Origin of the sequence: Nocardia sp. NBC_01377 (genome assembly GCF_045040005.1) — a bacterium.
Lineage (GTDB): Bacteria > Actinomycetota > Actinomycetes > Mycobacteriales > Mycobacteriaceae > Nocardia > Nocardia noduli.
Genome location: NZ_CP109566.1, coordinates 8,722,502 through 8,735,607, shown reverse-complemented (window position 1 = coordinate 8,735,607; position 13,106 = coordinate 8,722,502). Strand labels below are relative to the sequence as shown.

Annotated in this window: 15 protein-coding genes; 8 read left to right on the top strand and 7 right to left on the bottom strand. The window is 68.1% G+C overall.

Going from position 1 to position 13,106, the window contains the following annotated elements; translation table 11 throughout:
* Window positions 1–61: 61 nt before the first annotated feature.
* The gene (locus tag OG225_RS39900) at window positions 62–766 is read right to left on the bottom strand and encodes an enoyl-CoA hydratase/isomerase family protein (RefSeq protein ID WP_405179773.1); all 705 of its coding nucleotides are present in this window, start codon (window positions 764–766) and stop codon (window positions 62–64) included.
* A 149-nt stretch (window positions 767–915) separates the two neighbouring features.
* Here OG225_RS39900 and OG225_RS39895 point away from each other — a divergent pair, with 149 nt between their 5' ends.
* Both OG225_RS39895 and OG225_RS39890 read left to right on the top strand, forming a co-directional pair.
* On the top strand, window positions 916–1,695 hold the full coding sequence (locus OG225_RS39895; protein WP_405179772.1) for a purine-nucleoside phosphorylase: 780 nt from the start codon (window positions 916–918) through the stop codon (window positions 1,693–1,695).
* 34 nt (window positions 1,696–1,729) lie between these two features.
* Entirely contained in the window at window positions 1,730–3,265 is a 1,536-nt protein-coding gene (locus OG225_RS39890) for a phospho-sugar mutase (RefSeq protein ID WP_405179771.1), read from the top strand.
* Between the two features lie 48 nt (window positions 3,266–3,313).
* On the opposite strand, the gene upp is transcribed toward OG225_RS39890, so the two are convergent.
* A complete protein-coding gene (gene upp, locus OG225_RS39885) occupies window positions 3,314–3,937 on the bottom strand; it encodes a uracil phosphoribosyltransferase (RefSeq protein ID WP_216916992.1) in 624 nt (207 codons plus the stop codon).
* Window positions 3,938–4,156: 219 nt separating this feature from the next.
* Here upp and OG225_RS39880 point away from each other — a divergent pair, with 219 nt between their 5' ends.
* The 5 genes from OG225_RS39880 to OG225_RS39860 are packed head-to-tail and all read left to right on the top strand — an operon-like array spanning window position 4,157 to window position 7,639.
* The gene (locus OG225_RS39880) at window positions 4,157–4,465 is read left to right on the top strand and encodes a hypothetical protein (protein WP_405179770.1); all 309 of its coding nucleotides are present in this window, start codon (window positions 4,157–4,159) and stop codon (window positions 4,463–4,465) included.
* A 4-nt stretch (window positions 4,466–4,469) separates the two neighbouring features.
* The gene (locus OG225_RS39875) at window positions 4,470–5,609 is read left to right on the top strand and encodes an NlpC/P60 family protein (RefSeq protein WP_405179769.1); all 1,140 of its coding nucleotides are present in this window, start codon (window positions 4,470–4,472) and stop codon (window positions 5,607–5,609) included.
* The gene (locus OG225_RS39870) at window positions 5,606–5,968 is read left to right on the top strand and encodes a hypothetical protein (protein ID WP_109525561.1); all 363 of its coding nucleotides are present in this window, start codon (window positions 5,606–5,608) and stop codon (window positions 5,966–5,968) included. Before OG225_RS39875 ends, OG225_RS39870 begins: the two co-directional genes overlap by 4 nt.
* Before the next feature lie 55 nt (window positions 5,969–6,023).
* Window positions 6,024–6,371: a YbaB/EbfC family nucleoid-associated protein gene (locus OG225_RS39865; protein ID WP_405179768.1), complete on the top strand. Its 348-nt coding sequence runs from the start codon at window positions 6,024–6,026 to the stop codon at window positions 6,369–6,371.
* A gap of 26 nt (window positions 6,372–6,397) precedes the next feature.
* Window positions 6,398–7,639 carry a primosomal protein gene (locus tag OG225_RS39860; protein ID WP_405179767.1) on the top strand — a complete coding sequence of 414 codons (1,242 nt, stop codon included), beginning with the start codon at window positions 6,398–6,400 and terminating at the stop codon, window positions 7,637–7,639.
* A gap of 51 nt (window positions 7,640–7,690) precedes the next feature.
* On the opposite strand, the gene OG225_RS39855 is transcribed toward OG225_RS39860, so the two are convergent.
* The 5 genes from OG225_RS39855 to OG225_RS39835 form a co-directional block, all read right to left on the bottom strand.
* Window positions 7,691–8,347 (bottom strand): hypothetical protein, encoded by a 657-nt coding sequence (locus OG225_RS39855; RefSeq protein WP_405179766.1) that lies wholly within the window; start codon window positions 8,345–8,347, stop codon window positions 7,691–7,693.
* A gap of 137 nt (window positions 8,348–8,484) precedes the next feature.
* A complete protein-coding gene (locus OG225_RS39850; protein ID WP_405179765.1) occupies window positions 8,485–9,243 on the bottom strand; it encodes an SDR family oxidoreductase in 759 nt (252 codons plus the stop codon).
* A gap of 134 nt (window positions 9,244–9,377) precedes the next feature.
* Window positions 9,378–10,475: an adenosine deaminase gene (locus tag OG225_RS39845; RefSeq protein ID WP_405179764.1), complete on the bottom strand. Its 1,098-nt coding sequence runs from the start codon at window positions 10,473–10,475 to the stop codon at window positions 9,378–9,380.
* A gap of 145 nt (window positions 10,476–10,620) precedes the next feature.
* Window positions 10,621–11,910 (bottom strand): thymidine phosphorylase, encoded by a 1,290-nt coding sequence (locus tag OG225_RS39840; protein WP_405179763.1) that lies wholly within the window; start codon window positions 11,908–11,910, stop codon window positions 10,621–10,623.
* Between the two features lie 112 nt (window positions 11,911–12,022).
* Entirely contained in the window at window positions 12,023–12,424 is a 402-nt protein-coding gene (locus OG225_RS39835) for a cytidine deaminase (protein WP_405179762.1), read from the bottom strand.
* 279 nt (window positions 12,425–12,703) lie between these two features.
* On the opposite strand from OG225_RS39835, the gene sdhC reads away from it, so the two are divergent.
* The gene (gene sdhC / locus OG225_RS39830; protein WP_216917000.1) at window positions 12,704–13,102 is read left to right on the top strand and encodes a succinate dehydrogenase, cytochrome b556 subunit; all 399 of its coding nucleotides are present in this window, start codon (window positions 12,704–12,706) and stop codon (window positions 13,100–13,102) included.
* Window positions 13,103–13,106 lie beyond the last annotated feature (4 nt).

Here is a 13,106-nt window from a genome sequence, read left to right as displayed (position 1 = left end):
GCGGCAGTTGCACGCTGCGCCCGGCTCCGCGCCGCGGACCCCGGGCTCTCGCGCGGCTCGTCTACCCCGCGGCGAAGGCCAGGTTCTCCCTGGTATTGGGGACGGCGAGCCCGGCCAACGACCCGGCGTGCAGCGCGCGCTTGATCACCGGCAGATTCGGTTTGCGGTTGCTCGCGAGTGCCGCCGCGCGCGCGACGGCGGTCTCCAGCAACACCTCGGGTGCGGCGAGGTCGTCGACGATGCCCGCGGCCGCGGCCTGATCGGCGGGGTAGCGATGCCCGGTGGTCATCGCCTGCACGCAGACCTGGTTGCTCAGCCGGTTGGTCAGCAGCGCGTTCATCCCGACGGTGAAGGGCATGCCGAGATGCACCTCGGGCAGGCACCAGAAACCGCGATCGGAGCGCATCACCCGGAAATCGTGCGAGGTGGAAAGCATCGCGCCCGCCCCGAAGGCGTGGCCGTTGATCGCGGCAACGGTCGGCAGCGGGAAGGTGAGCAATCGGGCGAAGACGCCGTGCACGCGATCGAGGTAGTCGTGCATGTGGTCGAGGTTGCCGAAGAGCCAGTCGGTGTCGAGGCCGTTGCTGTAGAACTTGCCGGTGGCGACGGTGACCAGCGCCGAGGGACCCTCGCTCGCCTCGACCTCGTCGAGCAGCCCGTGGAATTCATCGATCCAATCGGGGTGGAAGCGGTTCTCGCTGTCGGTCTGTCCCTCGTTCCCGAGGTACAGGACGAACACATCTGCCTCGCGCTCCAGATACGGCATGCGGCGCAGCTTATCGGGCTGTCGCGGCGAGTCCTACTCACGGGTAGCCGGTCCGCGCGACACGATGCGGCCCGGCCTCGCGCCGGGGACGCTCGCGGTGTCGGCGACTACGTCGCTCGCGTTCGGAGGCCGTCGAATAGAGTGAGTTCATGCTTGCCGAACAGGCCGCCCAGGCGATCGCCGAACGTACCGGAGTCGAACGCCACCGGGTCGCGGTGGTTCTCGGGTCGGGCTGGCAGGACGCCGCCGCGGAGATCGGAACGCCGCGCGCCTCGGTCGCCATGCCGGAACTGCCCGGATTCGGAGTGCCGAGCGCACAGGGACACGTCGGCATGGTGCATTCGCTCGCCGTCGACAACACGCCCGTGCTGCTGCTCATGGGACGCCAGCACCTGTACGAGGGATACGCGCCCGCGCAGGTCGTGCACCCCGTCACCGCGGCCATCGCCGCGGGCGCGGACACCGTGGTGCTCACCAACGCCGCGGGCGGAATCCGTGACGGCCTCCGGGTCGGCGAACCGGTCCTGATCGGCGACCACCTCAATCTCACCGGACGGACACCGCTCGAGGGCGCCTCGTTCGTCGACCTGGTCGACGCGTGGGACCCCGAACTGCGGGCGCTGGCACGCGAGATGGACCCCGACCTGACCGAGGGTGTCTACGCGGGCCTGACCGGTCCGCAGTACGAGACACCCGCCGAGATCCGCATGCTGCGCACCATAGGCGCGGATCTGGTCGGCATGTCGACGGTGCTGGAGGCCATCGCGTGCCGGGCGCTGGGAGCCCGCGTGCTCGGCATCTCCCTGGTCACCAATCTGGCCGCGGGCGTGACCGGTGAGCACCTGTCGCACGCCGAGGTACTCGCCGAAGGGCACGCGGCGGCCCCGCGCCTGGGCAAACTGCTGCGCGGCATCCTCGAGCAACTGTGACGGTGAGCGTGACGACGTCGGCGAGGATCGACTGATGTTGCGTTTCGGCACGGCGGGCCTGCGCGGTCCGCTCCAGGACGGCCCCGACGGCATGAACGTCGACACCGTCGCCAGGGCTACCGCCGGGTTGGCCGACTGGCTGCGCGGACGGTGCCTCGGAGGCGGGATCGTGATCGTCGGCCGCGACGCGCGCCACGGTTCCGCCGAATTCGCGCAGGTCACCGCGGAGGTCTTCGCCGCCGCCGGTTTCTCGGTGCTGATACTGCCGCGCCCGCTGCCGACACCGCTGGTGGCTTTCGCGGTGCGGGAGTCGGGGGCGGTCGCGGGCGTGCAGATCACCGCGTCGCACAATCCGGCGACCGACAACGGCTACAAGGTCTTCCTCGACGGCGGCGCGCAACTGATCCCGCCCGCCGACGCCGAGATCGAGGCGGCGATCGACGCGGTGCGCGAGCCGATCCCGCGCGCGGATCCCGCCTCGGGTTCGACGGACACGCGTGTGCGCGCCGCGCTCGGTGACGATCCGGGCGAGGAGATCGTGCGGCGCTATCTCGCGCGCGCCGCTCAGGTGCCCGCCGCGATCGGCGGACCGGGCGAGCGCGCCGATATCAGGATCGCGTTGACCGCGCTGCACGGTGTCGGCGGCGCGACCGCGGTCACCGCGCTCGGCGCGGCCGGATTCACCGATGTGCGCGTCGTGCCGGAGCAATTCGAGCCCGACCCGGACTTCCCCACCGTCGCCTTCCCGAATCCGGAGGAGCCGGGCGCGGCCGATCTGCTGCTGGCCCTCGCCGAGCGCGTCGACGCCGACGTGGCGATCGCACTCGACCCCGACGCCGACCGCTGCGCCGTCGGCATCCGCGGTCCGCGCGGTTGGCGGATGCTGCGCGGCGACGAGACCGGCGTGCTGCTCGGCGACGACGTCCTGCGCACCGCACCGCCCGGCTCCTTGGTGGCGACCACCATCGTCTCCTCCCGACTGCTCTCCGAACTGGCCGAGGCCAGGGGCGGGCGTTACGCGGAGACGCTGACCGGTTTCAAGTGGCTGGCCCGCGCGGGTGACGGACTCGTCTACGCCTACGAGGAGGCCATCGGCCACTGCGTCGACCCGGCGGCGGTGCGCGACAAGGACGGGATCACCGCCGCCGTGCTCACCGCCGACCTGGTGGCCCGCCTCGCGGCCGTCGGACGCACCCTGACCGACGAACTGGACGATTACGCCGTCGAATTCGGCGTGCACGCGGGCGACCAGGTCTCGCTGCGACTGCTCGACATCTCGGCGGCGGTCGCCGTGGTCGACCGGCTGCGCGCGGCCCCTCCCGACGAGATCGCGGGCGAGCCGGTGAAATACACCGACCAACTCCGGGTGCGTGGCCGGATGCGGACCGACGCGTTGATCTTCGACGGCAGTGGCATCCGGGTCGTGATCCGGCCGTCGGGGACCGAGCCGAAACTCAAATGCTATCTGGAAGTGGTCGAACCGGTGTCCGGGCGGGCGGGGCTGGGAACAGCGAGAGATCGTGCGGACGAGCGTCTTTCGCGACTGCGGGAATTCTGCGAGAGTCTCTGACACCCGGCCGCCGGTGCGTGCCTCCGGAAATGTTCGGAACGACTCGGCTCAGCGCGGTCCGAACTGCCGATCGCCCGCGTCGCCGAGGCCGGGGACGATATAGGCGTTCTCGTTCAGGCCCGCGTCGACAGCGGCGGTGACCAGCCGGACCGGCAACCCCGAATCAGCGAGCGCGGCAATGCCTTCGGGGGCGGCGACCACGCAGACCGCGGTGATGTCGGTGGCGCCGCGGGCGACGAGCAGTTCGAGGGTGTGGCGCATGGAACCGCCGGTGGCCAGCATCGGATCCAGTACGTAGACCGGGATCTCGGCGAGATCGGCTGGCAGCGATTCCATGTAGGGAACAGGCTGGTGACTGTCCTCGTCACGGGCGATGCCGACGAATCCGACCCTGGAGTCCGGGATCAGCGCCGATGCCGCGTCGATCATGCCGAGCCCGGCGCGCAGCACCGGGACCAGCAGCGGCGGCGCGGCCAGCCGCACGCCCTCGGCGACGGCGACGGGTGTGGTGACGTCGAAACGGGTGGCAGGAGCCTCACGCAATGCCTCGTAGATGAGGATCGCGGTGAGATCGCGCAGTGCCGCGCGGAACCCGGAATTGGGTGTGCGCGCGTCGCGCATGGTCGTGAGCAGGGCGGCGGCGAGTGGGTGGTCCACGGTGTGCGTGCGCATAGGGGAACGATAAGGTCGTCGGCAGCGGGGTGGAGTACATCGCGAGGAGTACACCGCGACACAGGGATACAACGACACAGGGATCGGCGCGCATCCAGTCCGATCGCCGACCCGAAATTTTCCGAACGAGCGGGAACCGATCGGGAACGCAGCGCGTCGAACTAGGTGGATGACGTACTCTGCCTGGGAACAACGGATGGGGGAAGCACTATGCGAAAGATGTCGGCGGACGCCGAAGGCATTGCGGCTTATAGCGCGACCGCCGAGGTGATGTCGGGTGAGATGGCGGGGGCCGCGGTCAGTGCGGCGGCCGCGAACCCGGCGCTGCTCGGACCGATCATGGGCCTCATCGGCGGTGATTTCATGACCGCCTACGCGGCCGCCCACGCAGGGCATATCGCCTCCATCGGCCAGCTCTCGGCGGTGCTGTCGAGCCTGGGTGGCGCCACGGCGGGCGCGGCGACCGTGCTCACCGAAACGGACCTGAACAACGCCGCCGCGCTGAAGACGACAGATCTGGACGGATGAGCCGGTGATAGATATCAACGTGCTGGCCAAGCCGCTGTTGGATCTGCTCTCCAGCTTCGGCACCGGCGTGCTGCCGACGGGCGGGCCTTCGGACGCGCTGAACTCCACCTCCACGGTGCTGGATCAGCTACATCAGTTGAGCCGCAACAGCATCAACCAGATGAACGTCGCCTGGGACGGCGTCGCCGCCGATGCCGCGACGTCGAAGGCGTTGCGGGTGCAGACCTCGACCGCGACCATCTCCGATCGCGGCACCGAGATGGCCACCGTGGTCGATCAGGCCGCCGTGCAGGTCGAAACGGGCCAGAAGGATCTGAACGGCATCGTCCAGTCCTTCCTCACCCAGGCGTCGAGCCTCGGCCCCGCCATCGCCACCCCGCAGGGCTTCACGGTGCTGGTCGGCTCCGCGATCGACCACCTGAATCAGGGGCTGAGCGTGGTCAACCGCACTCAGACCGAACTCAACACCCAGACCCAGGCGATGAACTCGCTGACACCGCCGCCGTCGACCTCCCTGGCTTCGGTCCCGAGCAATCTGGCCTCCGGTCTCACCTCCGGGGTGAACTCGGGCGTCAACGGGCTGCTCGGTCTCGCGAGCGGCGCGGGCAGCATGGTGAGCACCGTCGGCAAATCGCTGAACACCGCCTCGTCGGCGGCGACGACGCCCGCCGCGAGCAAATCGAGCACCGGCACCTCGGCCACGCCGAGCAATACCGACACGGCCAAATCGACGTCGTCCGACGGCACCGGCGTGAAGATCACCCTGCCCGACGGCAGCACGGTCGAAGCGCCGAACGAGAAGGCGGCGACGGCGGTCAAATCGGCGCTCGGCGCGGTCGGCACCCCGTACGTCTGGGGCGGTAACAGCCCCGGATCGGGTATCGACTGCAGCGGCCTGACGCAATACGCCTACGGCGAGGCGGGCGTCGAACTGCCGCGTCTGGCCCAGGAACAGCACATCGGACACCCGCAGGTGTCACCCGGCGATCTGATGCCGGGCGATCTGGCCGTATGGGACGGCCACGTCGCCATGGTGGTCGGCAACGGGCAGCTCGTCGAGGCCGGCGACCCGGTCTCGGTCAGTTCCATTCGAACGGAGAACATTGGTATGGAGTTCTACGGCTTCTACAGGCCCACCGAATGAGTACGCCGGTGGATCCGCAGCAGTCGCAGCCGGTGCCGAATGTCACGGTCGCGGGCAGCACCAACAGGTCGGGCACCATCGCGGTGCGAGCGACCGATCAGGGCATGCCCGTCGAGATCAAATTCGAGCGCAGTGAATACCGTTACGGCGCGCAGGCTCTCGCCGGTGAGATCCTGCGCCTGACGCAGCGGTCCACCGTCGCCGCGCGGGCCAGGCGCCGCGAGGTGCTCACCGAGGCCGGAATGCCCGCCGACATCCTGGACCGGCTCGGGTTGCCGACCAGACAGCAGGCGGTCGACGAGCTGGACCGGATCGACGACGCCGACACCGGGCCGACGAGCTGGATGAGGCCGGTATGACCGAGCCGAAGGCAGGGGCGATCCGTACGGAACCGAGTGGCAGGCGGGCACAGGTATGAGTGCGGAAATGGACGCGCTGGTCGCGAACGCGACGTCGAAACTGGAAGCGCTCGAGGCCGCGCTCTACGGCCTCAAGCAGGTACGCGGCCAGTTCACCACCGACGACGGGGCGGTCAGCGTCGAGGTGAACAGTGACGGCGCGCTGGTCGGACTCTCGCTGTCGGAGGCCGTCACATCGATGGCTCCCAGCGATGTCGGTCAGCTGATCATCTGGGCCTGTAGGCAGGCTTCCGAGAACGCGGGCGCACAGCGCTCGAAGGTCGTTGCGACACTGAACGAGTCGTTCGCACCCGCCACATCCGACGCGAACGGCAGCGTTGGGGGCGGGCCGGATAGTGCCTGACACGGAAGGTCGATAGGCTTCCGCTCATGGCTTCTGGAGACATCGTCCCGATCGAGCTCGGCCTGACCGACGGCGATCTCGTCACACTGTGGGCACCGCGCTGGCGGGACGGCGACGACGAGTGGGAGGCGTTCCTCGGACACGAGGATTCGCTGTACGGTTTCGAGTCCGTGGCGGAGCTCGCCGCGTTCATACGAACCGACTCCGATAACGACCTCGTCGATCATCCGGCCTGGAAGATCGTGGTGGCGTTGTCGGCGGCCGAACTGGAGCCGGAGGAGAATCATTCCTTCGATCTCGTCGCGGTTCCCGAGCTGGCCGCCGGTGACCCCGAGGTGGAGTCCATCGCCGAACTCGAGGACACCCTCGAGATGGTGCGCAATATCGGCGAGGTCTGTGAGCTGGAGGTCGTCACCAAATTCTTCAGCTCCCACCCGGTGCTCGGCGCGCTGCCGGCGGGCGTGAGTTCCTTCGTCGGTCGTGACGGCGAGGAATTGTGGATCCAGATCGGCGCGGCCATCGCCAAGGACTGGGACGCCGTACTCGACGCCATCGACTCGGTGGTCTCCACCCCCGATGTCGACGCGACGGCCCTCTCGGTCGCCGAGGCGGAACTGCTGGCGGCCGAGGAGAACGTCATCGACGCCGACGACGCGGCCGACAGCGAGGAGGACGAGGAATTCGAGTCGGTCGATCTCGACGCGGATGACGACGAGGACGAGACGTTCTGGAACGAGGTCGGCATCGACCCGGTGAAGATCATCACCTCCGACGGCGAACTCTTCACGCTGCGCTGTTACCTCGACGACGAGCCGATCTTCCTCGGCAAGGACGGCGCGATCTCGACCTTCGGCTCGGAGCGGGCGCTGGCGCGCTACCTGGCCGACGATCACGAACACGATCTGTCCAGGGTCAGCACCTACAGCGATGTGCAGACCGCGGCGGTGGACGGCTCGCTCGAGATCGAGGTCACCGACGAGAACGTCTACGTGCTGCACGGTCTGGCCGACGATCTGTCGCAGGGGCCGGAAGCGGTGGATATCGACCAGCTCGACCTGGCGGTGGAACTGTTCACCGACGCGGCCGACTACGCCGAGGACGATGCCGTCGAGCAGGCGCTGGCCCAGTCCACCCCGCTCGGCTGGTACGTCTCCTACCTGCTCAATCCCGACCCGACCCGGCTCGCCCCGAATCCCCCGTTCACCGCGGAGGCGCAGAACTGGCGCGAGCTGGAACGCAATTTCGAGGCGCGCATCGTCCAGAAGTAAGGGCGGCGGAGCACGAATCGTGCGGCACCGACTCCGGTCGGTGCCGCACGATCATTTCAGCCGGATCCACACCTGTTCGGCGCGGCCGAGCAGTCGGCCGTCGGCTCCGTAGACAGCCGACGACGCGAACGCCTTGCGTCCCTGCTCACCGTGGAGTTCACCGACCGCGACGCACTCTTCGCCCACCTCCGGCAGGTCGGGCACGATCGCGGTCATCTTGCCGAGCACGGCGGGGCGTTCGACCATATCCGGCAGCGACCAGCCGCCGGGGCAGTCCAGCGCCGCCCACACGATCGCGGTGCCGATCGGCAGCGACGCGTCCGGAATCCACTGCGAGGCCACCAGACCTTCCCCGACCAGTCCCGGTTCGATGCGCAGACCGTCGGGGCGGGCGCTGCCGCACACGAAACAGCTCGAGAAGGTCTCGTTGCAGCGGTACGACCGCGACGCCTCCCCCGCCGTCGCGAACGGCACGGCACGCGGCGCCTCGTGCTCGAATACGCCGCCACTCGATTCGGCGACCACGACGTCACCGTGCAGCAGCGCCCCGTCCCGCACCAGCAGCGGGGTATCCAGCGGAGGCGGACTCCGCAGCACCACGGTGACGGTCGCCGCATCGTGCTGATCGGCCAGCAGCCCACCCAGGTAGCCGCCGTTGGCGGAATCCGGCGGCCCGTTGAAACGGCGAGGAACCTGCAGCACTGTCACGTCGGGCACGCTAGCGAATACCCGCCCGGAGCCGTGCATGGCGGGGTATCCGTCGGTCCACAGCGCTGCACGGAGGAACCGTGTGGTTCTCCCTCGAGGGCAAGGCGAACCACACCGAGACCCGGGCGTCAGGTCGGCTACCCCGCCGACGGGTAGTGCTGGTCCAACCACTCGTCGAAGGTCGGGCCGGTCAGTATCGCGCCCGGTCCGGGCAGCAACGCGCCTTCGGCCTGACGTCGCTGGTCGGGGTCGTTCCGGTCGGAGACCTCGGTCACCTGTGCCGGGGCACCGCGTCGTGCCGCGAGTTTCGTGACGGCCGCGGCGAGGTTCAGCGCCTCGGGGCCCGCGATCTCGACGCGGTCGGCACCGGATTCGTCGACGGCCAGGTCCGCCAGGTGTTCCGCGACGGCGCGGGCGGCGACCAGTTGGGTGCGGACTTCCGGCACGTGGGCGGTGTCGCCGCTGGTCGTCCAGTCCAGCATCATCTCGGTGAATTCGTGGAACTGCGCGGCGCGCAGGATGCGCGTCGGAACCTGTCCCGCGAGATAGCCGTGTTCGTGGGCGAGTTTGCCCGCGTAGTGACCGCTGGTGAACGGATCGATGCCGATGATCGAGACCAGCACGATCCGGCGCACCCCCGCCGCGGCGGCGGCACGCTGCACATTCGTGGCGACGGTGCCGAAGAACTCCCGCACCGCCTCGGTTTCGGTGGTCGCGGCGTTCACCGCGTCCACCACGACCTCCGCACCGCTCAGCGCCCGCTCGAGGCCTCGACCGGTATGGACGTCGACGCCCGACGAACGGGTGACGGCCACGACGTCGTGCCCCCTGTTCTTCAGCACGTCGACGACCTCGCGGCCGATCCGCCCACTCGCTCCGACAATCGCGATCCGCATTGCGTTCTCCTCTGACTCGATCCGGTTCATCGAGTAGACGAGGCGGCGCCACACGGTGTGACATATCGGAATCGGGAGCGCGCCATCGCACCGGGTCCGGCTCACGGACCCCGCGCGGTGGCGCGCCGATCGGCTCAACCGAGCAGTACCGCGTATCCCGGTTTGATGATGTCGTCGATGATCCGCAGCCGTTCCGGGAACGGGATGAACGAGGATTTCATCGCGTTGATGGTGAAACGTTCCAGATCACTCCAGCCGTAGCCGAATGTCTCGACCAGTTTGAGCATCTCTTTGCTCATCGTGGTGTCGCTCATCAATCGGTTGTCGGTGTTGACGGTGACGCGGAAACGCAGCCGGGCGAGCAGGTCGAACGGATGTTTGTCCAGGGACGGCACCGCACCGGTCTGCACATTCGACGAGGGGCACAATTCGAGCGGGATTCGCATATCCCGCACATAGTTCGCCACCCGCCCCAATTTCGCGTCCTCGATCGCGCCCGGCACCTGGATGTCGTCGGTGATCCGCACGCCGTGACCGAGACGGTCGCAGCCGCAGAAAGCCAGCGCCTCGTGGATCGACGGCAATCCGAAGGCCTCACCGGCGTGAATCGTGAAATGCGCGCTGTTGGCCCGCATGTATTCGAAGGCGTCGAGATGACGGCTGGGTGGATAGCCCGCCTCGGCGCCCGCGATATCGAATCCGCCCACACCGCGATCGCGCCAGCGCACCGTGAGTTCGGCGATCTCCCGTGAACGCGCCGCGTGGCGCATGGCGGTCAGCAGGCAGGTCACCACGATCGGGTGACCGGCGGCCGCGGCGGCCGCCTCACCTTCGCGGAATCCGGCGAGGGTGTGCTCGACGACCTCGTCCAGGCTGAGCCCGCGTTCCAGATGCTGTTCGGGCGCGAAACGCACTTCGGCGTAGACGACGCCGTCGGCGGCGAGATCCTCCGCGCATTCCTTGGCGACCCGGCGCAAGCCTTCCGGGGTCTGCATCACCGCGACGGTGTGGGCGAAGGTCTCGAGATAGCGTTCCAGCGAACCGCTGTCGGCGGCGTTGCGGAACCATTCACCGAGGGATTGCTCGTCGGCGGCGGGTAGGTCGTGGTAACCGCAATCGGCGGCGAGCTCCAGCACGGTCGCGGGCCGCAGACCACCGTCGAGGTGATCGTGCAGCAGTGCCTTGGGAGCTTGGCGGATCGAGGCAAGGGTCAAAGGCATCGGTCCTGTCATGAATCCACGTTAGCCGCACCCGACGGCGCGGGCAGCGCAGTTGGCACAGACGTCACACCGTGGGCGGCTGTGATTACGCTCGCGGTCATTTCGGCTTCGAAGCGCCGAGACGCCGCTCACGGCGGCGCTGACGCCACGGCCTCGCTCAGGAGTTGCCGATCCGGTCGAGTACCAGCGGAACCCGCGCCGGGGCGTCCGTCCCGATCGCGTAGGCGTCCGCCAGCGCGGCGACGGCGCCCTGGAAGGTCTCGGGGGTATCGGTGTGCAGGGTGAGCAGCGGCTGCCCCGCCGACACCGGATCGCCGGGTTTGGCGTGCATTTCCACACCCGCGCCGAATTGCACCGGTTCGCCCTGTCTGACCCGTCCCGCACCGAGACGCCACGCGGCGATGCCGACGCCCATCGCGTCGAGCCGGGTCAGCACGCCGTCGCGCTCGGCGCGCAGGGTCTCGGTGTGCCTGGCCCTCGGCAGCGCCGCGGCCGGATCGCCCCCCTGGGCACGCACCATCGCGCGCCAGTGATCCATCGCGCGTCCGTCGGCGAGGACGTCGGCCGGATCAATATCGATTCCCGCCGCCGCGACCATCTCCCGGGCCAGCGTCAACGTCAGTTCGACCACGTCGGCCGGACCACCGCCCGCGAGTACCCGCACCGATTCCTCGACCTCGAGCGCGTTACCGGCGGTATCTCCGAGCGGGGTGTCCATCGCGGTGAGCAGCGCGACGGTGCGCACCCCGGAGTCAGTGCCGAGTCCGACCATGGCGCTCGCCAGCTCGCGCGCGCCGTCGAGGGTTTTCAGGAAGGCGCCCGAGCCCACCTTGACGTCCAGGACCAGCGCCGCGGTGCCTTCGGCGATCTTCTTGCTCATGATCGAACTCGCGATCAACGGAATGGATTCGACAGTCCCGGTGACATCGCGCAACGCGTAGAGGCGTTTATCGGCGGGCGCGAGATCGGCGCCCGCCGCGCATACCACGGCGCCGATGGCCGGGTCGGTGAGGATTTCGCGCATTCGCGCCACCGACACGTCGGCGCGCCAACCGGGAATGGATTCCAATTTGTCCAGGGTGCCGCCGGTGTGACCGAGTCCGCGCCCGGACAGTTGCGGTACCGCCGCGCCGCAGGCCGCGACCAGTGGCGCCAGCGGCAGGGTGATCTTGTCGCCCACACCGCCGGTCGAGTGTTTGTCCACGGTCGGACGTGGCAGATCGGTGAAATCCATCCTGCTGCCCGAGGCGATCATCGCCGCGGTCCAGCGGGCGGTCTCGTGCCTGGTCATCCCCCGCCATACGATCGCCATCGCCAGCGCCGACATCTGCTCATCGGCGACCTCGCCCCTGGTGAAGGCGTCGACCACCCAGTCGATCTGCGCGTCCGACAGTTCGCCGCCGTCGCGTTTGGTCGTGATGATGGAAACCGCGTCCAGTGCCGTCACATCGAAAGTCTGGCACGGGGTTCGTCATCCCAGGCGTTCGAAGGCCGACCGGATTCGGTACAGGCGGCCGCACGTGGCGCACCGAAGCCGCCCGACCGGCCGCGTCGACAGATCAGCGCTGTCCGGCGTCCAGATCGTCGGGGCCGAACGCGTCGGGCAACAACTGTCGCAGCGGTACCGGGCCGTCCCGGTGATCGACCAGGAGTTCGGGTCCGCCGTGTTCGTACAGCAGTTGCCGACAGCGACCGCACGGCATCAGGATTTCGCCGCGAGAATCGCTCACGGAGACGGCGACGAGACGTCCGCCACCGGTCACGAATAAGTTACCGACGAGTACACATTCGGCACACAGGCCTAATCCATATGAGACATTTTCCACATTACACCCGCTCACAATTCGACCATCGTCACTGAGAGCCGCGGCGCCGACCGGAAACCGCGAGTACGGTGCATACGCTTTGCGCATGACTTCAATAGCATTGCCGTGCAATACATTCCAGTCGATTTCCGACATGCGGACCCTCCCCTGTGACCAGCCGAATACGGGCGCGAGAGGACTACGGCGCACCCCTTTGCGCATCAAGAAAGGTAAGCCTAAGTCCGTCCAATGTAGCGCAACGCACGGCACGCCGAATTAGTTCCGTCAATGCCAGGGGATTAGAGTTCAGAACAGATCGGTTCAGGTTCCCGGCGGCGGGCCGGAGTGTAGCCACCTGGGCATTCACCCCCCAACGCAGCTTGCGTTAGGACTTGCAACCGGGTCCATCAACGACGTTGGAGGCGACCGCACTCTATGACCACGATTGAAGCTCCGGCCCAGCCGAAGCGGAAGACGCTGTACCGAGGCGACCCCGGCATGTGGTCGTGGGCGCTGCACCGGATCACCGGGGTCACCCTCTTCTTCTTCCTGTTCGTGCACGTGCTCGACACCGCGCTGGTGCGCGTCAGCCCGAACACGTACAACGAGGCCATCGAGACCTACAAGACCCCGATCGTCGCTTTGATGGAAATGGGCCTGGTCGTGTGCGTGCTCTTCCACGCGTTCAACGGCGTCCGGGTGATCCTCGTCGACTTCTGGGCCAAGGGTCCCAAGTACCAGCGCGTGATGCTCTGGATCATTCTCGCGATCGTCGTGGTGCTGGCCGCGCCTGCGATCGGCCGCATGTTCTTCTACCTGTTCACGGAGCACTGATATC